The sequence below is a fragment of the Pseudooceanicola sp. NS-SX9 genome, assembly GCF_057380705.1.
In genome coordinates, this window is the sequence record NZ_JBXXRN010000008.1 from 114457 (window position 1) to 133911 (window position 19455).

Here is a 19455-nt window from a genome sequence, read left to right on the forward strand (position 1 = left end):
ACGGCATATCCTGCGGCGGTCGCGCGCCGCCGCAGGGCAAACTGCTGCGCGGCCGACAGATCAGGCCGAAACTGCCGCTTCGCGCAGGCTAGGCTGACCCCGAAAGACACAAGAAGAGAGCCCCCCGATGACCGCAGCCTCTCCCCTCGCGGCCGCCCAGCCCGAGATCGCGATCCAGCCGTTCACCCCCGCCCATATCCCGGGCGCCCTGCGCCTGTCGCAGGAATGCGTCTGGCCCCACCGGGCCGAGGACTGGGCGCTGACGCTGTCGGTCTCGCGCGGGGTGGTGGCGCTGGAAGGCGAGACGGTCGTCGGCACGGCGATCTGTTCGGCCTTTGGCACTGTGGCGACGATCAACATGATCATCGTGTCGGAACGGATGCGCGGCTGCGGCCTGGGGCGCCGGCTGATGCAGGCGGTGCTGAACCTGGGCGCGGGCCATGAACTGCGCCTGGTGGCCACTGCGGACGGTCTGCCGCTTTATGAAAAGCTGGGCTTTGTCGCCACCGGCCAGATCCTGCAGCATCAGGGCATCGCCCGCGCCATGGATCCCCGCCGCGAGGTGCGCGCGGGCTCTGTCGCCGATCTGGAGGCCTTTGCCGCTGCCGATCTGGCGGCCTCGGGGCTGGACCGCGCCAGCCTTCTGGCCCGGATCGAGGCCGAGGGAGAGATGCTTGTGACCGAGGGCGGCTTTGCCATGCTGCGCCCCTTCGGTCGCGGTCAGGTGGTGGGCCCGGTGGTGGCCCGCGACCCTGCCGCCGCCCGCGCGCTGATCGCCGCGGCGGCCACGAAATGCGAGGGCCGTTTCCTGCGCATCGACCTGCCCGAGACCGCAGGCCTTTCGGATTTCGCCGAAAGCCTCGGCCTCGCCCATGCCGGTGGCGGTGTCTCCATGGTGCGCGACGGCAAGCCCCGCACCGACGCAGAATTCACAACCTACGCCCTTGTCTCGCAGGCACTGGGCTGAGTGGAGCATATCATGCTGACAAATTCCCTGGTCGAGCTGGACCGCCAGCACCTCGTCCATCCCGTTTCCTCGTTCCGCGGCCATGAAGCCCGCGGCGTCCGCATCCTGACCGGCGCCAAGGGCGCCACCGTCATCGATGCCGAAGGCCGCGAACTGCTGGACGGCTTTGCCGGCCTGTGGTGCGTCAACGCCGGCTACGGCCATGAAAGCATCGTCGAGGCCGCGGCCGAGCAGATGCGCAAGCTGCCCTACGCGACCGGCTATTTCGATCTGGGCGCCGAAGCCCCGATCAAGCTGGCCGCAGCCCTTGCCGAACGCGCGCCGGGCGACCTGAACCACGTCTACTTCGCGCTTGGCGGCTCGGATTCGGTCGACAGCACCATCCGCTTCGTGCGCTACTACTGGCACGCCAAGGGCCAGCCGAACCGCGATCAGTTCATCTCGGTCGAGCAGGGCTACCACGGTTCGACCACCATGGGGGCCGGTCTGACCGCGCTGCCGGGCTTCCACGACGGTTTCGGCGTGCCCTACCAGTGGCAGCATAAGATTTCGTCGCACTACACCTATCGCAACCCGATCCAGGGCGATCAGGCGATCATCGACGCCTCGGTGGCCGAGCTGAAGGCCAAGATCGAGGCCATCGGCCCCGAAAAGGTCGCAGCCTTCTACCTGGAGCCGATCCAGGGTTCGGGCGGCGTGCTGGTTCCGCCGAAGGGCTGGGTCAAGGCGATGCGCGCACTTTGCGCGGAATACGGCGTGCTGTTCATCGCCGATGAAGTGATCACCGGCTTTGGCCGCACCGGCCCGCTGTTTGCCTGCGAAGACGAAGGTATCGTCCCCGACCTGATGACCTGCGCCAAGGGCCTGACCTCGGGCTATGTGCCGATGGGTGCGGTCTTCATGCGCGATCACGTCTATGAAACCATCGCCGAAGGTGCGGGCGCCAAGGCGGTTGGCCACGGCTTCACCTACTCGGCCCACCCGGTGTCGGCGGCGGTCGCCCTGGAAGTGCTGGCGCTTTACGAGGGCGGCCTGCTGGAGAACGGCCGCAAGGCCGGTGCGCGCCTGATGGAGGGCCTGAACGGCCTGAAGGACCACCCGCTGGTGGGCGACGTGCGCGGCCGTGGCATGCTGGCCGCGATCGAGCTGGTCACCGACAAGGACAAGAAGACGCCGCTGCCCGCCTCGGTGCAGCCCGCGACGCGGCTCTTTGACCGGGCCTGGGAAAAGGGCCTGATCATCCGGTCCTTCGCGCAGGGCATCTTCGGCTACGCGCCGCCGCTGTGCTGCACCATGGACGAGATCGACCAGATCGTCGCCCGCACCAAGGCCGTGCTGGACGAGACGCTGGAAGACGCGGACGTGCGGGCGGCACTGGCCTGATGGCGCTGCTGTTCCTCTCCACGCCTGCCAGGGGTGCCGTCTGGAAACGGGTCTTCGACGCGGCCGGAGAGGACATCGTCATGGGGGCTGCGGCGGTCACGGATGCCGCAGCCATCACCCATATCCTGTGCTGGACCCCGCCCGAGGACCTGTCGGTCTACCCGAACCTGAAAGTGGTGATCTGCGCCGGAGCCGGCGTGGATCACCTTCCGCCCATGCCCGAAGGCGTGGCGCTGTCGCGTACCATCGCCCCCGGGATCGAGGAAATGGTCCGCGACTGGGTGGTCATGGCCTGCCTGATGCTGCACCGCGACATGCCGGTCTATCTGGACCAGGCCACACGCGGGGAATGGCAGGAACATCCCACCCGCCTGGCGCGGCGCTGCCGCGTGGGGATCATGGGCACCGGCCGGATCGGCCAGAAGGTGGCGGAAACGCTGTCGGGCATGGGCTTCCCGGTGACGGGATATTCCCGGTCCGGGCGGGATGTCGCGGGGATGCAGGTCTGCGGTGCCGATCACCTGGACGCCTTCCTGGGGCAAAGCGACCTGCTGGTCTGCCTGCTGCCGCTGACGCCCGAGACCCGCGGCCTGATGGATGCGGCCTTCCTGGCGAAACTGCCGCAGGGCGCGGCGCTGGTCCATGCGGGACGCGGCGCGCAGCTGCGGCTGGATGACCTGCGTGACGCCCTTGAGGCCGGGCAGATCCGGGCTGCGATGATGGATGTCACCGACCCCGAACCGCTGCCCGCGGACCACTGGGCCTGGGCCGATCCGCGCGTCGTGGTGACGCCGCACGTGGGCTCGCTCACCGATCACGAAGAGGGCGCGCTGCACGGGCTTGCGGTGGTGCGCGCCAGCCGCGACGGCACCGCGATCCCCGGTCTGGTGGACCAGGCCCGCGGATACTGAGGAGGCCGCAGCATACCGCCGGATCTGCTGTGCGCGGCCCGAATAGAGAAGAAAATGCCGCCTTGCCCATGGATGATGACATCATGGGATGGCCCGGATGGGCAAGGCTGACAGCGCGGGGACCCTCCCGCATCACCACGGCCGCGCACGCAGATGCGGTTTCCAGAAGATGGCGGACCAGGCTCTGGCCGCCCCAGGAAAGGACTGTCGCAATGGACGCGACGAAGACTGCGAAACCCCTTACCGACTTTGCCTACGTCACCTTCGACGTGGTCGGAACCCTGATCGACTTCGAGGGGGCCATCAAGGATGGCCTGGCCGCCATCGCCGCAAAGGCGGGTGTCGAGGTCGACGGCGAAGAGGCCCTCTCGATCTATCGCGATGCGCGCTATGAGCCCGATGCGCTGCGCTTCCCCGATGATCTGGGGCGCTGCTATTCCCGCATCGCGGCCAAGCTTGGCCTGCCCGATACCGAGGAAAACCGCGCCTTCATGATCGAGACCGTCGGCGAGGCGAAACCCTTCCCCGACAGCGCCGAGGCAATGGCAAAGCTGAAAGGCCATTACAAGCTGATCGCGATGACCAACGCGCGTCGCTGGGCCTTCGAGAAATATGCCGAGAAGCTGGGCCAGCCGTTCTGGGCAGGCTTCACCACCGATGACACCGGCTGCGAAAAGCCCAACCCCGACTATTTCCACCAGGTCTTCGCCTTCGTGGAAAAGGACGGCGGCAGCAAGGATGACATCCTGCACACCGCGCAAAGCCAGTACCACGACATCGGGATTTCCCGCGCGCTTGGCATGACCAACGCCTGGATCCAGCGCCGTCACGCCCAGAAGGGCTATGGCGGCACGATCGAGCCGAAGGAATACACCGAGCCCGATTACCACTTCCACGCCCTGGCCGAGCTGGCCGTGGCGGCGGACGAGGCCTTCGCCGTCAAGGCGTGAGCCACACCCAGGCGGCCTGAAGATCGCCGGGGCCACAACGGACAGACGTTCCAACGAGGAGTAGACCATGACGAAGACCCCCACCAACTGGACCCGTCGCGATGATGCGCGGGTCGAGGACATGATCCGCCGCGGTGCCTCGCGCCGCGACTTGCTGAAGATGCTGATGGCCTCGGGCGTGGGTGTCGCCGCGGGCGGCTCGCTGTTCATGCGCGCCACCGCGGCCGTCGCGGCCACTCCGGTCTCGGGCGGCCATATGCGTGCCGCCGGCTGGTCGTCTTCGACCGCCGACACGCTGGATCCGGCAAAGGCGTCGCTGTCGACCGACTATGTGCGCTGCTGCTCGCTCTATAACCGTCTGACCTTCCTCGACGAACATGGCGAAACCCAGCTGGAGCTGGCCGAGGCGATCAACACCGACGACGCGCAGACCTGGGAAATCAAGCTGCGCAAGGGCGTGCAGTTCCACGACGGCAAGACGATGACCGCCGACGACGTGGTCTATTCGCTCAAGCGGCACCTGGATCCGGCCGTGGGCTCCAAGGTGAACTCGATCGCCAAGCAGATGACCGAGATCGCCAAGGTCGACGACAACACCGTCAAGATCGGCCTGGCCGCGGCCAATGCCGACCTGCCGACCATCCTGTCGCTGCACCACTTCATGATCGTCGCCGACGGCACCACCGATTTCAGCAAGGGCAACGGCACCGGCGCCTTCGTGCTGGAAGCCTTCGAGCCGGGCGTCAAGTCGATCGTCAAGAAGAACCCCAACTACTGGAAAGAGCAGGGGCCGTATCTGGACAGCTTCGAGTTCTTCGCGATCTCGGACAACAACGCCCGCGTCAACGCGCTGATGTCGAACGACATCCAGTTCGCCGCCTCGATCAACCCGCGTTCGATGCGCCTGCTGGAAGGCAACAAGGCCGTCGGTACTTCGGTCACGACCTCGGGCAACTACACCAACCTCAACATGCGTCTTGACCTGAACCCCGGCGACAAGGCGGGCTTTGTCGAGGGCATGAAATACCTGATCAACCGCGAAGCCATCCAGAAGTCGGTGTTCCGCGGCCTGGCCGAGATCGCCAACGATCAGCCGATCTCGCAGGCGAACAAGTACCACAACCCGAACCTCAAGCCGCGCGACTTCGACCCCGAAAAGGCCAAGGCGCTGTTCCAGAAGGCCGGCCTTCTGGGCACCGAGATCGGCATCACCGCGTCGGACGCCGCCACCGCATCGGTCGACATGGCGACCATCGTGCAGCAGGCGGGCGATCAGATCGGCATGAAGTTCAAGGTCGATCGCGTCCCCTCGGATGGCTACTGGTCGAACTACTGGCTGAAGGCGCCCGTGCACTTCGGCAACATCAACCCGCGCCCGACGCCGGACATCCTGTTCTCGCTGCTTTACGCATCGGACGCGCCCTGGAACGAAAGCCAGTACAAGTCGCCGAAGTTCGACAAGATGCTGGTCGAGGCCCGCGGCGCCCTGGACGATGCCAAGCGCAAGGAAATCTACTGGGAGATGCAGGAAATGGTCGCCAACGAGGCGGGCACGGCGATCCCGGTCTACATTTCCAACGTCGATGCGCTGTCGTCGAAAGTGGGTGGCCTGCGGCCGAACCCGCTGGGTGGCATGATGGGCTATGCCTTCGCCGAATACGTCTGGCTGAACGCCTGATCCCCCCCGGGCGGGTCCGCCGGGCCCGCCCGAGCCTTTCAACGACAAGAACCTGCCGAGGTCGCCCTTGCTCCAATCTCTCGCCACATGGATGCTTGTCGGCCAGCGCCTTCTGATCGCGCTGCTGACACTGGTCATCGTTTCCTTTGCCGTCTTCTTCGCAACCGAGCTTCTTCCCGGTGATGTGGCCCAGATCCTGCTTGGCCAGGCCGCCACACCCGAGGCGGTGGCCGGTCTGCGCAAGGCGATGGGCCTTGATGAACCGGCGATCCTGCGCTTCCTCAGCTGGCTGTGGGGCCTTCTTCACGGCGATCTCGGCACCTCTTATGCCAACAACATGCCGGTGGCGCAGCTGATCGGCGACCGTCTGGTCAATTCGCTGAAACTGGCGGGCGTGACGACGCTGGTGTCGGTGCCGCTGTCGCTGGGGCTGGGGATCTCGGCCGCCATGTGGCGCGGATCGCTGCTGGACCGCATCGTGTCGATGGTCACCATCTCGGTCATTTCGGTGCCGGAATTCATGGTCGCCACGATCTCGGTGCTGATCTTCGCGGTCTGGCTGGGCTGGCTGCCGGCACTGTCCTACGGGGCCGACATGACCTCGTGGGGGGCGATGCTGAAGGCCTATGCGATGCCGGTCATCACCCTGACCTGCGTGGTGTCCGCGCAGATGATCCGCATGACCCGCGCCGCCCTGATCGAGACGATCAACACCCCCTATGTCGAGATGGCCCTGCTGAAGGGCGCCGGACGCGCCCGTATGGTGCTGGGCCATGCGCTGCCCAATGCCATCGGCCCGATCGCCAATGCCATCGCGCTGTCGCTGTCGTATCTGGTGGGCGGCGTGATCATCGTCGAGACGATTTTCAACTATCCCGGCGTCGCCAAGCTGATGGTCGATGCGGTCGCCACCCGCGACCTGCCGCTGATCCAGTCCTGCGCCATGATCTTTTGCGTCAGCTACCTGTCGCTGATCACCCTCGCCGACATGATTGCCATCCTTTCCAACCCGAGGCTGCGCCGCTGATGACCACCAAGGCAAACTCCTTCCGCCTGCCGACGCCGGCCAACCTGGGCTATTCCTTCAACTGGGTCGGCCGCCTTGGCCTTGCGGTGATCCTGTTCTGGGCGCTGATCGCCATCATCGGTCCGCTGATCGAACCCTATCCCCCGGGCGAGATCGTCAACTATGACTACTTCACCGCGATGTCCCACAAGTTCATCATGGGCACCGACTATCTGGGGCGCGACGTGTTCTCGCGGATCCTGATGGGCGCGCGCTACACGGTGGGCATCGCGCTGGTCTCGGTCTTCCTGGCCTGTGCGGGCGGCGTCATCCTGGGGATGGTCGCGGCGGTTGTCGGCGGCTGGTTCGACATGATCCTGTCGCGGCTGCTGGACGCGTTCAACGGCATCCCCTCGCTGCTGTTCGGCCTGGTGACCGTGGCGGCGGTGGGGTCCTCGATCCCGGTGCTGGTGCTGACGCTGGCGGCGATCTACCTGCCGGGCAGCTACCGCTTTGCCCGCGCCCTGGCGGTCAATGTCAACACGATGGATTTCGTCACCGTCGCCCGCGCCCGTGGCGAAAAGACCCCCTACCTGATCCTGCGGGAAATCTTCCCCAACATCCTGGGCCCGGTGCTGGCCGACCTGGGCCTGCGCTTTGTCTTCATCGTGCTGGTGCTGTCGGGCCTGTCGTTCCTGGGCCTGGGCGTGCAGCCCCCCAATGCCGACTGGGGCGCGCTGGTGCGCGAGAACATCGAGGGCCTGTCGCTGGGCGCCCCCGCGATCATCTTCCCCTCGATCGCCATCGCCTCGCTGACCATCTCGGTGAACATGTTCATCGACAACCTGCCCACCAAGATCCGCGACCGGAGCTGAGCCATGACGAACCAAGCAAGCCTCGTTTCCGTCCGTGACCTGCGGATCGGTGCCACCACCGACAGCGGCCGCCATGTCGAGATCATCAAGGGTGTTAGCTTTGACATTGCCGCCGGAGAGATCGTCGCGCTGATCGGGGAATCCGGGTCCGGCAAGACCACGATCGCGCTGTCGCTGATGGGCCATACCCGCACCGGCTGCCGGATCGAAGGCGGAGAGATCCGCCTGGATCAGGATATCGTCACCGCCATGTCCGAGCGCCAGCGCGCCGACATCCGCGGCACCGAGGTGTCCTACGTGCCGCAATCGGCGGCGGCGGCCTTCAACCCCTCGAAGCGGATCATGGATCAGGTGATCGAGGTCACCGCGATCCACAAGCTGATGTCGCGCGAGGCGGCCGAGAAGAAGGCGGTCGAGCTGTTCCGCGCCCTGGCGCTGCCCCAGGCCGACACCATCGGCCACCGCTATCCGCACCAGGTTTCCGGCGGGCAGCTGCAGCGCCTGTCGGCGGCGATGGCGCTGATCGGCGGGCCCAAGCTGGTGATCTTCGACGAACCGACCACGGCGCTGGACGTGACCACCCAGATCGAGGTGCTGCGCGCCTTCCGGTCTGTGATGGCACAGGGCGGCATGGCGGGGGTCTATGTCAGCCACGACCTGGCCGTGGTGGCGCAGATCGCCGACCGGATCATCGTGCTGAAGGGCGGCGAGATCCAGGAAGAGGGCACCACCCAGCAGATCCTCGACGCGCCCGCGCATCCCTATACCCGCGAACTGCTTGCCGCCTTCGAGCCGGTGATGCACCAGCCCGTCGTCTTCGAGAACGTCGAGAACCAGCCGCCGATCCTGGAGGTGCGCAACCTCTGGGCCGGCTACGGCGCGATCCGCAACGGAGAGCCGCAGGCCAAGGTGCTCAAGGATATCAACTTTGCCCTGGAACGCGGCCGCAACCTGGGGGTGATCGGGGAATCGGGTTCGGGCAAGTCGACGCTGGCGCGCGCGGTGGCGGGGATCCTGCCGCCCTACCGGGGCGACGTTCTGGTCGACGGGTTCGAGCAGCCCGCCGCCCTGGCGCAGCGGTCGAAGGAACAGCTGCGTCATGCACAGATCGTCTTCCAGCTGGCCGATACCGCGCTGAACCCCGCCCAGTCGATCGAGACCATCCTGGGCCGTCCGCTGACCTTCTACCACGGCATGAAGGGCAAGGCGCGCGAGGACCGGGTGATCGAACTGCTGGACATGGTGCGCCTGCCGGCGGCGCTGCGCCACCGGCTGCCCTCGGAATTGTCGGGGGGCCAGAAGCAGCGGATCAACCTGGCGCGGGCGCTGGCTGCCGAACCCCAGCTGATCCTGTGCGACGAGATCACCTCGGCGCTGGATACGGTGGTGGCGGCCGCCGTCATCGAACTGCTGAAGGAACTGCAGCGCGAACTGCAGCTGTCGTACATGTTCATCAGCCACGACCTGTCGACGGTCGAGGCGATCTGCGACGACGTGCTGGTCATGTACAAGGGCGAAGTGGTCGAGCGGATGCCCGCGGCCCGGATGGCGACCGATGCCCAGCATCCCTATTCCCGGCTGCTGATTTCCTCGGTGCCGCAGCTGGATACGGGCTGGCTGGCCGGGCTGGAACAGGACCCCGAACTGGTGGCGCGGTTCGCCCATCGCTGATGGTCCGTGGGGCCGGTGATGGACAGGACGAAGGGGGCGCCGGGCGCCCCCTTTTCACAGCCGGTCGCCGAACAGCCGGCTGAGCGGGATCTGCGTCTTGGCGAAGGGCGTCTTCATCACCACGAAGCTGAAGTACTTGTCGATGCCCACGTCATCGCGGTCGATCAGCGCCTCGATGATGGTCTGGTAGTCCGAGATCGACCCGCAGACGAATTTCGCCAGATAGTCATAGCCGCCCGACACCAGATGGCATTCGACGCAGCTGTCGACCTTTTCCAGCGCCTCCTGGAAGCGCGCGAAATCGATCTGGCGGTGGTTCTTCAGGGTGAATTCCGTAAAGACCGTCAGGGTTTCCCCCAGTTTCGGCACGTCGATCTGGGCCGCGTAGCCGGTGATGTAACCGGCCTGCTGCAGCTTTTTCACCCGCATCAGGCAGGGCGAGGGCGAGAGCGCCACCTTGTCGGCAAGCTCTACGTTGGTGATGCGCCCGTTGCGTTGCAACTCGGCGAGAATCTTCAGATCGATCCGGTCGAGCTTGTATCGGGCGGTCATGCGGGGGGTCCCCAGGTCTTGGTCATTGTCATGTGAAAAGGCCAGCAGGGCCGTCGTGTCAATCGCATTCGGAAGGAAATGCTGAACCGGGCCGGGAAATGGCAGATGGCGCTGGCATGGCGGTGATACCCCTGAGACAAATACCGGAGAGAGACGCCATGACCGCCCCGCTTCTGCATATCGTAACCCAGGAAACGCCGCCCGAAAGCGCCGATTGCGTCGTCATCGGTGCGGGCATCGTCGGCGTCAGCGCGGCCTACTGGCTGGCGCGCGCCGGTCTGAAGGTGGTGTTGCTGGAAAAGGGCAAGGTGGGTGCCGAACAGTCCAGCCGCAACTGGGGCTGGTGCCGCCAGCAGAACCGCGATGCGCGTGAACTGCCGCTGTCGACCCGCAGCCTGGACCTGTGGCAAGAGATGACCCGCGACATCGGCGAGGACATGGGGTTCCGCCGCTGCGGGCTGCTGTACCTGTCCAACAACGAGGCCGAGATCGAGGGCTGGGCCAAGTGGGGCCGCTTTGCCCGCGGCGAGGGCATCGACACCCGGATGCTGAGCGCCGCCGAGGCGGCCGAGCGCGGCGCCGCCACGGGCAAGCCCTGGAAGGGCGGCGTCTGGTCGCCGACCGATGGCATTTCCGACCCGTCGAAGGCCGCGCCGATCATTGCCCGAGGCGTGATGAAGCACGGCGGCACGGTGCTGCAATACTGCGCGGCGCGGGGTCTGGAAACCGAAGGCGGCGCGGTCAGTGGCGTGGTCACCGAACGCGGCACGATCCGCACGAAACAGGTTGTCATGGCGGGCGGCGCCTGGGCGGGCAGCTTTCTGTATCAGCTGGGCATCAGGTTCCCGCAAAGCGCCGTGCGGTCCTCGATCCTGTCGGTGGGGCCGGGCGCTGCGGGGCTGCCGCCGGCGCTGCACACCAAGGATATCTCGGTCACCGCGCGCGGCGATGGCGCCTGGACGCTGGCGATCTCGGGGCGGGCCAACCTGGATCTGACGCCGGGCGCGCTGATGGGGTTCAAGCATTTCCTGCCGATGGCCGCAAAGCGCTGGAAGGCGCTGGCCCCGGGTGGGCTGCAGGCCTGGCGCGCCGGTCACGAGACCCGCAAACGCTGGGCGCTGGATCGCGAGACCCCGATGGAGCGGATGCGGATCCTCGACCCCAAGCCCTCGGACAGCCTGATCCAGGAGACGCTGCGCAATGCCCATGCGCTGATGCCGGCGCTGAAGGCGCTGCCGGTGCAGGCAACCTGGGCGGGCTTCATCGACAGCACCCCCGACGGCGTGCCGGTGATCGACACCGATGTGGGCCTGCCGGGCCTGACGCTGGCGGCGGGCCTGTCGGGTCACGGCTTTGGCATCGGCCCGGGCGTCGGCCATCTGGTGGCCGATCTGATGCTGGGCCGCGATCCCATCACCGAGACCCGCCAGTACCGCCTGGCCCGGTTCAACCAGTCGCAATGGGGCAAGGTCTCGGAGTTCTGAGGTCACGCCGCGAACCTTGAAATGGCGAAATCCCCCAAGGGGGTTTCGCACCGCCCCGTCGCCACCAGTTCCGCCATCGCATCGCCCACCCCCGGCCCCAGCTGAAAGCCGTGACCGCAAAAGCCGAAGGCGTGGAACAGCCCCGGCGTGGTCTGCGAGGCGCCCATCACCGGCAGGCTGTCGGCCACGTAGCCCTCGCAGCCGGACCACTGGCGGATGATCGCGACATGGGCCAGCGCCGGGCACAGCTGCACCACCTTCGCCAGCTGCGCGGCAAGGCGGCCGGGGTGGTTCCTGGCAAAGCCCGTCTCGTCCACCGGCATCCGCGGCACGCCGCCGCCGAAGACGACGTTGCCGCGTTCCACCTGCCGCAGATAGGCGCCGCTGTCCTGCGACCACATGCCGACCACCGGCAGGATGCGGTGGGGCAGGGGCTCGGTCACCGCCATCTGGGGGCCATGCATGGTCAGCGGCACTTCCTCGCCGAACTGGCGGGCGATGTCGCGGCCCCAGGCCCCGGCGCAGTTGACCAGCACATCGGCTTCGAAGGTGCCCCGGGCGGTGGTCACCTGGAAGCCCTGCGCGGTCCTGGCGATCTGCGGTTCTCCGGCCTGGGTGACGATCCGGGCCCCGGCGCGGGCGGCGGCATCGGCAAAGGCCGGGCCCACCAGCCGCGGATTGGCGCTGCCATCCATCGCAGAGAAACTGGCCCCGATCGCTGCGGGCCCAAGGCCCGGGAAGCGGCGGCGGATCTCTTCGGGGGTCAGCTCGTCGATGGCAAGGCCCCAGGGCTTGGCGGCTTCGGCAAAGCGCCGCATGTCGGCGCGCGAGGCCTCGTCGAAGATCAGTCGCAGATGGCCGGTGGCACGGAATTCCACGTCGCGGCCCAGCAAGCCTTCGGCGCGGTTCCACAGCGCCAGCGAACGATGCGCCAGCGGCAGCTGCGGCAGGTAGCGCCCGGTGCGCCGGATATTGCCGAAGGAGGCCACGGTCGCCCCGGCGCCGATGTAGCCGCGTTCGATCAGCCGCACCTGCAGGCCGCGACGGGCCAGGAAAAAGGCGGTCGAGGTGCCCATCAGGCCGCCTCCCAGAACGATCACCTGCATTGGATCTCCTTTCCGTGGTTGCGCCAGCAAAGCCCGGCTTGACCTGTGGCGTCAAAGACGGGAAACGGGGAATGTCATAAGCATAACCTATGGGGTATCGGGATGCGGGCCCGCCAGCTGGAAGTCTTTACCGCCGTGATGCGTGCCGGAACCGTGACCGAGGCCGCCCGGATGCTGAACATCTCGCAGCCCGCGCTGAGCCAGGTGCTGCGCCATACCGAGGACGAGCTGGGCTTTGCCCTGTTCGACCGCGAGAAGGGCCGGCTGAAACCCACCCCCGAGGCGCAGGAGCTGTACCCCGAGGCCGAACGGCTGTTCGGGGAACTGGAGGGGCTGCGCCGCAAGACCGCCGATCTGAAGCTGGGGCGCGCCGGTCTGGTGCGCATCGGCTGTTCGACGCCCCCCGCCATGTCGCTGCTGCCCCGGGTGATGGCGGCGTTCCGCGCCCGTCACCCCGACATCGCGCTGCGCTGCAACGTGGCCCCGGTGCAATCGCTGCGCACCATGCTGCGCGAGGGCGATGCCGCGATGGCGCTGGCCCTGACCGACCGGATGCCCGAGGAAATCGAGGTCGAGGTCCTGGGCCGCACCGGCTTTTGCTGCCTGCTGCCCGCCGATCACCGGCTGGCCGCGCAGGACAGTATCGCGCTGGCGCAGCTGGCCGAGGAATTCGTGATTTCCTACCGCGCCGCCACCCGCCCCCACGAAGAGCTGGACAAGGTCGCCCGCCGGTCGGGCCGCCGGTTCGAACCGCGGCTGGAAATCGACACCTCGATTTCCGCCGTGGGCTTCGTGCAGGCGGGGCTGGGCATTGCGGTGGTCGATTCCCTGCTGCCATGGGAGCAGTTCGCCGGCATCGAGATCCGCCCCCTGGCCGATTCCCCCGCCCTGCCGCTGTCGCTGCTGACCCTGCGCGGCCGCAGCCTGTCACGCGCCGAAGAGCTGATGCGCGGTCAGGTCCGGGCGCTTTTGCCCGAGGGACTCGCCGTCCCATAGGCTGAACTTATGGCTTCGGCCGTCATCCGACTTGGACCGCGCGCCCCGGCTCTGTTCGATTGGGGCAAACGGAACGAAAGGCGATGACCCATGGACGGCCATACCCCTGGCGAAGACTGGAAGATCGGTGTCGACATCGGCGGCACCTTCATGGATTTCTGCGCGCTCGAAGCACGCTCGGGGCGCATCGCCTCGCTCAAGGTGCTGACGACGCCGAATGATCCGGGGGCCGAACTGCGCACCGGCCTCGACCTGCTGGCCGAGCGCGAGGGCCTGTCGCCCGAGGCGGTCAGCCGCTTCGTGCATGGCACCACGGTGGGCATCAACACGATCATCCAGCGCAAGGGCGCGAAACTGGCGATGTTCACCAATGCCGGCTTCGAGGACGTGATCGAGCTGGCCCGCCTGCGGATGCCCGACATGTATTCGCTGTTCTGCCAGCGTCCCGATCCGCTGGTGACGCGCGACATGATCTTTGGCCTGCCGGTGCGGATGCGCGCCGATGGCCGCCGCACCGACGCCCCCGAGGGCGCCGTTGCCGAAGCCGTCGCCAAGGCCCGCGCCGCGGGCGCCGAAGGTGTCATCGTGGCGCTGCTGCATGCCTGGCGCGACAGCGCGCAAGAGGCCGAGATCCGCAAGGAAATCGAGGCCATCGCCCCCGATCTGTTCGTCTTCACCTCGTCCGAGGTCTGGCCGGTGATCCGCGAGTACGAGCGCACCTCGACCGCGATCCTGAACGGCTATGTCTACCCGCGCGTCTCTGGCTATCTGGAGGCGCTGGAGGCCCGCCTGAAGGCCCAGGGCGTTCCGGCGCGTGCCATGCTGACGAAATCCAACGGTGGCGTGATGACCGCCGCCGAAGGCCGCCGCGACTGCGTGTCGATGCTGCTGTCGGGCACCGCTTCGGGCGTCATCGGCGCCGCATGGCTGGCCCGTCAGGCCGGTGAAAGCCGTATCCTGACGCTGGACATCGGCGGCACCTCGGCCGATTTCGCGCTGATCATCGACGGCGAGGTTCAGTTCGGCTCGGACGAGCTGGTGGGGGAATTCCCGCTGCACATCCCCTCGGTCTCGGTCAGCTCGATCGGCATCGGCGGTGGCTCGATTGCGTCGGTGGATGACCACGGCGTGCTGCGCGTCGGCCCCGAAAGCGCCGGGTCCACCCCCGGGCCCGCCTGCTATGGCCGTGGCGGCGAACGCGCCACCGTGACCGATGCCATGGCCGTCTGCGGCTGGCTGGGGCATAGCGAAATGGCCTATGGGCAGCTTGACATGAATGTCGATCTGGCGCGCGAGGTCGTGGGCAGGCTGGCCGCGCAACTGGGCCGCGGCCTGGAAGAGACCGCGCAGGCGATCCTCGACATCGCGATCTCGGAAATGTTCGTCGAGGTCGAGAAGCTGTCGTCGCGCGCCGGTGTCGATCTGCGGGACTTTGCGCTGATGCCCTTCGGCGGCGGCGGCCCCATGCTGGGGGCCTTCCTGGCCAAGGAACTGGGGATGCCGCGCGTCATGGCACCGCGCCGTCCGGGCGTGGTTTCGGCGCTTGGCGGTCTGGTGGCGGATCTGAAGGGCGACTTCATCCGCACCGTCTTTGCCGATCTGGACGAGGCACGCCTGCCGCTGCTGCGCGACCACTTCCAGGCGCTGGCGGCCGAAGGCCGGGACTGGCTGGCGGCCCAGGGCCACGACGGCGTGATCGAGCTGAAGCTGTCGGCCGACATGCGCTATGCCGGTCAAAGCTATGAAATCGAGGTCGTGCTGGATCCCGACTGGCTGTCGGATCTGCCGAAGATGACGCAGGCCTTCCACGAGACCCACCGCCGGATCTACGATTTCGACGATCCCGAAGGCCGGATCGAGATGGTCAACCTGCGCCTTTCCGCCATCGGCGCCGGTCCCAAGCCCGACCTTGCCGAACTGGCCCAGGTCGAGGCCGGCACCTCGCGCGATGTGCAGGTGCATATCGGCGGCTGGCGTCCGGTGCCGCTGCACACCCGTGCGGCGCTGGCGGCGGGCACCACCTTCGATGGCCCTGCGATCGTCGCGCAGGAAGACACCACCTTTGCCATCCCCGTGGGCTCGAAGGCCCGTGTGGACGAGAACCTCAACATCCATCTCAGCTTCGAGGACTGATCCATGTTCGACAAGATGACCCTCCAGGTGCTCGCGAACCACGCCCGCGCCGCGGCCGAGAACATGGCCCACACCCTGCATCGCACGGCGCATTCGGCCTTCGTGAAGGAAACGCAGGACTTTACCGTCATGCTGATGGACCAGCGCGGCGACACCTTCGCCGTGCCGATGGAACTGGGCGCGACCTGGTACCCGGGCCTGACCTATGGCCGTGCCATAAACATGGTCGACGAGGACTACCGCCCCGGTGACGTGGCCTTCACCAACGATCCCTATTCGGGCCATGTCGCGACCCACGCCCCCGACACCCACCTGTGGAAACCGGTGTTCTCCGAGGGCGAGATCGTCGCCTGGACCGGCGGCCACATCCACAACACCGACATGGGCGGCGCCGTGCCCGCCTCGCTGTCGCGCTCGCTGACCGAGATCCACCAGGAGGGCCTGCGCTTTCCGCCGATGAAGCTGGTGCGCGAAGGCGTCTTCGACGAGCAGATCATGAAGATCATGTCGACGAACGTGCGCAAGCCGTCGCTGAACATCGGGGACATCAAGGCGCTGGTCGGCGCCCTGAACACCGGCGAGCGCAAGGTCCATGCGATGATCGACCGCTTCGGGCATCATGGCTTCCTGTCGGGCGTCGCCGCCCTGATGGAGCAGGCCGAGGCCCAGGCGCGCTCGATCCTGTCGGAGATCCCCGACGGCCAGTACGTCTTTGCCGATTACGCCGACGAGGACAGCGATCAGGCCAACCCCTGCCGCCTGAAGCTGACGCTGACCATCAAGGGCGACGAGGCGATCCTGGACTTCACCGGCTCGGATCCGCAGCTGGCGTCCTCGCTCAACGTGCCCTCGGGCGGTGATCCGCGGCACACGATGCTGCTGGTGGGCGTGTACTACGTGCTTTACACGCTGAACCCGCGCATCCTGCTGAACACCGGCCTGACCCGGCCCTTCACCTGCATCACGCCCGAAGGCACGGTGCTGAACCCGGTATCGCCCGCCGCCGTGGGGATGCGCTCGCTGACCTGTGCGCGTCTGCGTTCGGTGATCTTCGGCGCCTTCGTCCAGGCGATCCCCGACCGGATGCCCGCGGCCCCCGCCGGCAACAACTGCATCGTCAACGTGATGACCCGGGACGAACGCAGCCAGAAGACCGTGATTGCCGCCGTGAACCCGGTGGTGGGCGGTGGCGGCGGGATGCCGCATCGCGACGGCACCAACGGTTCGGGCGCCGATGCGGCCTATCTGAAGAACACCCCGATCGAGATCACCGAAACCGAAGTTCCGGTCGAGTTCGTGAAATACGGTCTGGCCAAGGACACCGGCGGTGCCGGGCGTTGGCGCGGCGGTCTGGCGACCGAGATGGCCTTCCGTGTCTTCACCCCCGACAGCCGCATCACCGCGCGCAACCGCGACCGCAGCTTCTTCCGGCCCTGGGGCACGGATGGCGGCCGCGCGGCGGGTCTGGCGGACATGGTGGTGAACCCCGGCACGCCGGACGAACGCCGCATGGGCTCGAAGGACACGGCGATCCTGCAACCGGGCGACGTGCTGGAAGTGCGCTCGGCCGGGGGTGGCGGCCGCGGCAATCCGTTGGATCGCGAACCCTGGCGGGTGGCCCGCGACGTGGCCCGCGGCTATGTCTCGGCCGAGGCTGCCGAACGCGACTACGGCGTCATCCTGAAGGATGGCGAGGTGGACGAGGACGCAACCGCCAAGGCCCGCGCCGCGATGCCCGGCCCCTCGGGTGCCTTCTTCCATTATGGCCCCGAGCGTGACGGCTACGAGGCGCGCTGGACCTCGGATGCCTATGACCGGCTGACGGAAATCCTGGCGGCGCTGCCGATCCACTGGCGCTTCTTCACCAAGACCGAGATCTTTGCCCGGATCGAGGGCACCGGTGCCCAGGCCGTGGACGCGGCCTTCGATGCCACCTGCGCGCGCTTCCCCGAGCTGCCGCGCCCCGCAGCCTTCGCCGAGGCCGCACAATGAGCCAGGGTCGTCTCGTCCGCCTGGCCGAGACGGCCCGCGCCCCCGTCCGCTTCTCTCTGGATGGAGAGGAGCTGACGGGGCTTGACGGGGACACGGTGCTGACGGCGATCCTGCTGTCGCGCCGGGCCCTGCGCAGCGCCGAGTTCGGCCCCGAATCCCGTGCTGGTTTCTGCCTGATGGGCGCCTGCCAGGACTGCTGGGTCTGGCAGGAAGAGGGGCCGCGCCTGCGCGCGTGCTCGACGCCCCTGACCGAGGGGATGCGCCTTCTGACCGGCGCCACGCCCACCTGGCCCGGAGAGCCCGCATGACCCGTATCCTGATCGTCGGCGCCGGCCCCGCGGGCATCCGCGCCGCCGAAACCCTTGCCGCCGCGGGGCTGCACCCCATCGTCGTGGATGAAGCCGCCCGTGCCGGTGGCCAGATCTACCGCCGCCCCCCCGAAGGGTTCACCCGCCCGCCCGAGAAACTCTATGGTTCCGAGGCCGCCAAGGCCCGTGCCCTGCACGCCACCTTTGACCGGCTGGTCGCGGAAGGCCGCGTGACGCATCTGCCGAACCGCTCGGTCATGGCGCTGCGCGATGGCGTGGCGCATGTGCTGGGCCATGGCCCCGAAGGCAAGCGGCAGGAGATTGCCCATGACCGGCTGATCCTGGCGACCGGGGCCACCGACCGGCTGGCGCCGGTGCCCGGCTGGCAATCGCCGGGCGTCTATTCGCTGGGCGCCGCGCAGATCGCGCTGAAGGCGCAGGGCGTGGCGCTTGGACGGCAGATCGTGCTGGCGGGCTCGGGTCCGCTGCTGACGCTGCTGGCGACGCAGCTGCTGGCGGCGGGCGCCAGCGTCGCGGCGGTGCTGGATACCGCGCCGATGAAGACCCAGATTGCGGGCGGGATGCGGATGGCGCTGGCGCGCCCCCTCGTCACCCTGCGCGGGCTGCGGATGCGCGCGGGGCTGGGCCGGATCTATCATGCGGGCGTCCGCCTGCAGCAGATCGAGGCCGATGCTTCGGGGCCCACCGCGATCCGTTGGAGCGATGCGCAGGGCAAGGCCCATGGCACCGCCTGCGACATGGTGGGGCTGGGCTGGCACCTGCGCGCCGACAGCACCCTGCCCGACATCGCGGGGGCGACCTTTGAATGGTGCCCCGACTTCCGCCAGTGGCTGCCGCAGACCGATCCGCTGGGCCGTGCCGCCCCGGGCCTTTATCTGGCGGGCGACGGCCTGCGCATCCTGGGCGCCGACGGTGCCGAGGCCGCCGGGCGCGCCGCCGCCATCGCCTGCCTGAAGGATCTGGGTCTGCCCCATCCCGACCCGCAGCCCGTGCTGTCGCGGCTGCACCGGATGCAGCGGTTCGCGCAAGGTCTGGCCCGCGCCTTCCCCTGGCCCGAAGACGCCATCCGCGCGCTGCCCGACGATGCCGTCATCTGCCGCTGCGAAGGCATCCGGGCGGGTGATCTGCGCGCCACCCTGCCGCTTTCGGGCCCCGAGGCGAACCGCGCCAAGTCGCTGGCGCGTGTCGGCATGGGGCGCTGTCAGGGCCGCTACTGCCAGCTGGCCGGGGCCGAGATCATCGCCGCCGCCGAGGGGATTCCCGTGCTCCGTGCCGGTCGCCTGCGCGCCCAGCCCCCGGCCCGTCCGGCGCTGATCGGCGCCTGGCTGACCCCCGAAGACCCGGCGGGCAAGGCAGAATAATCTGCCAGCCCGCCGCATCCCGCAGGTTATTCTGCCGCGGTCCGGCATTCGGCACCTTCCG

At 67.7% G+C, this 19455-nt stretch carries 16 protein-coding genes; 14 read left to right on the top strand and 2 right to left on the bottom strand.

Annotated features, from left to right (window positions below; translation table 11 throughout):
- Window positions 1-127: 127 nt before the first annotated feature.
- The 8 genes from AC2ITM_RS24670 to AC2ITM_RS24705 all read left to right on the top strand — a co-directional run bounded on the left by AC2ITM_RS24670 (window position 128) and on the right by AC2ITM_RS24705 (window position 9441).
- The gene (locus AC2ITM_RS24670) at window positions 128-967 is read left to right on the top strand and encodes a GNAT family N-acetyltransferase (RefSeq protein ID WP_486470852.1); all 840 of its coding nucleotides are present in this window, start codon (window positions 128-130) and stop codon (window positions 965-967) included.
- Between the two features lie 12 nt (window positions 968-979).
- Window positions 980-2350: an aminotransferase class III-fold pyridoxal phosphate-dependent enzyme gene (locus AC2ITM_RS24675; RefSeq protein WP_486470853.1), complete on the top strand. Its 1371-nt coding sequence runs from the start codon at window positions 980-982 to the stop codon at window positions 2348-2350.
- A complete protein-coding gene (locus AC2ITM_RS24680; RefSeq protein WP_486470854.1) occupies window positions 2350-3261 on the top strand; it encodes a 2-hydroxyacid dehydrogenase in 912 nt (303 codons plus the stop codon). The genes AC2ITM_RS24675 and AC2ITM_RS24680 overlap by 1 nt, the downstream gene beginning before the upstream one ends.
- Window positions 3262-3473: 212 nt before the next feature.
- On the top strand, window positions 3474-4211 hold the full coding sequence (locus tag AC2ITM_RS24685) for an HAD-IA family hydrolase (RefSeq protein ID WP_486470855.1): 738 nt from the start codon (window positions 3474-3476) through the stop codon (window positions 4209-4211).
- A 67-nt stretch (window positions 4212-4278) separates the two neighbouring features.
- Entirely contained in the window at window positions 4279-5889 is a 1611-nt protein-coding gene (locus AC2ITM_RS24690; RefSeq protein ID WP_486470856.1) for an ABC transporter substrate-binding protein, read from the top strand.
- 91 nt (window positions 5890-5980) lie between these two features.
- The gene (locus AC2ITM_RS24695) at window positions 5981-6916 is read left to right on the top strand and encodes an ABC transporter permease (protein ID WP_486470991.1); all 936 of its coding nucleotides are present in this window, start codon (window positions 5981-5983) and stop codon (window positions 6914-6916) included.
- On the top strand, window positions 6916-7770 hold the full coding sequence (locus tag AC2ITM_RS24700; RefSeq protein WP_486470857.1) for an ABC transporter permease: 855 nt from the start codon (window positions 6916-6918) through the stop codon (window positions 7768-7770). The genes AC2ITM_RS24695 and AC2ITM_RS24700 overlap by 1 nt, the downstream gene beginning before the upstream one ends.
- A 3-nt stretch (window positions 7771-7773) precedes the next feature.
- Complete coding sequence (locus tag AC2ITM_RS24705) at window positions 7774-9441, top strand: ABC transporter ATP-binding protein (protein ID WP_486470858.1); 1668 nt, start codon at window positions 7774-7776, stop codon at window positions 9439-9441.
- A 54-nt stretch (window positions 9442-9495) separates the two neighbouring features.
- On the opposite strand, the gene AC2ITM_RS24710 is transcribed toward AC2ITM_RS24705, so the two are convergent.
- Window positions 9496-9993 carry an Lrp/AsnC family transcriptional regulator gene (locus tag AC2ITM_RS24710; protein WP_486470859.1) on the bottom strand — a complete coding sequence of 166 codons (498 nt, stop codon included), beginning with the start codon at window positions 9991-9993 and terminating at the stop codon, window positions 9496-9498.
- 158 nt (window positions 9994-10151) lie between these two features.
- Between AC2ITM_RS24710 and AC2ITM_RS24715 the strand changes: the two genes are divergently transcribed.
- Window positions 10152-11477: an NAD(P)/FAD-dependent oxidoreductase gene (locus tag AC2ITM_RS24715; protein ID WP_486470860.1), complete on the top strand. Its 1326-nt coding sequence runs from the start codon at window positions 10152-10154 to the stop codon at window positions 11475-11477.
- Window positions 11478-11479: 2 nt separating this feature from the next.
- Here AC2ITM_RS24715 and AC2ITM_RS24720 read toward each other — a convergent pair whose 3' ends face one another.
- A complete protein-coding gene (locus AC2ITM_RS24720) occupies window positions 11480-12583 on the bottom strand; it encodes an NAD(P)/FAD-dependent oxidoreductase (RefSeq protein WP_486470861.1) in 1104 nt (367 codons plus the stop codon).
- Window positions 12584-12685: 102 nt separating this feature from the next.
- Between AC2ITM_RS24720 and AC2ITM_RS24725 the strand changes: the two genes are divergently transcribed.
- The 5 genes from AC2ITM_RS24725 (at window position 12686) to AC2ITM_RS24745 (ending at window position 19394) form a co-directional block, all read left to right on the top strand.
- The gene (locus AC2ITM_RS24725) at window positions 12686-13579 is read left to right on the top strand and encodes a LysR family transcriptional regulator (RefSeq protein WP_486470862.1); all 894 of its coding nucleotides are present in this window, start codon (window positions 12686-12688) and stop codon (window positions 13577-13579) included.
- A 90-nt stretch (window positions 13580-13669) separates the two neighbouring features.
- Entirely contained in the window at window positions 13670-15712 is a 2043-nt protein-coding gene (locus tag AC2ITM_RS24730) for a hydantoinase/oxoprolinase family protein (protein ID WP_486470863.1), read from the top strand.
- 3 nt (window positions 15713-15715) lie between these two features.
- A complete protein-coding gene (locus tag AC2ITM_RS24735; RefSeq protein WP_486470864.1) occupies window positions 15716-17704 on the top strand; it encodes a hydantoinase B/oxoprolinase family protein in 1989 nt (662 codons plus the stop codon).
- Entirely contained in the window at window positions 17701-18012 is a 312-nt protein-coding gene (locus AC2ITM_RS24740) for a (2Fe-2S)-binding protein (protein ID WP_486470865.1), read from the top strand. Before AC2ITM_RS24735 ends, AC2ITM_RS24740 begins: the two co-directional genes overlap by 4 nt.
- Window positions 18009-19394 carry an FAD-dependent oxidoreductase gene (locus AC2ITM_RS24745; protein ID WP_486470866.1) on the top strand — a complete coding sequence of 462 codons (1386 nt, stop codon included), beginning with the start codon at window positions 18009-18011 and terminating at the stop codon, window positions 19392-19394. The genes AC2ITM_RS24740 and AC2ITM_RS24745 overlap by 4 nt, the downstream gene beginning before the upstream one ends.
- Window positions 19395-19455 lie beyond the last annotated feature (61 nt).